The following is a 249-nucleotide window of genomic DNA, read 5'->3' on the forward strand; positions in this document are numbered from 1 at the left end:
AGGATGATGCCGTTGGGGTTGTAGTCCCGGATTTCCTCGTCGCTCATGTCGAAGGCGCGGATTTCGGAGAAGACGCCGATTTCGCGGACTCGTCGGGCGATGAGCTGGGTGTATTGGGAGCCGAAGTCGAGGATGAGGATTCTTTGGGCGTGGATGTCTTGAGTCATGGGGGCTCTTGATGTTGGTTGGTGCGAGCTCGTTTGAGCGTCGTAGCTAGCTATGGGGCTTCGTAGCCGGGCCGCTACGGGG

General features: G+C 59.0%; 1 pseudogene. It reads right to left on the minus strand.

The features are described from left to right. A pseudogene (locus B3520_RS03760) lies at positions 1-167 on the minus strand (hypothetical protein); the annotation flags it as partial. Positions 168-249: the final 82 nt, after the last annotated feature.

Origin of the sequence: Marinimicrobium sp. UBA4509, assembly GCF_002388575.1 — a bacterium.
GTDB classification, from domain to species: Bacteria; Pseudomonadota; Gammaproteobacteria; order Pseudomonadales; family Cellvibrionaceae; genus Marinimicrobium; species Marinimicrobium koreense.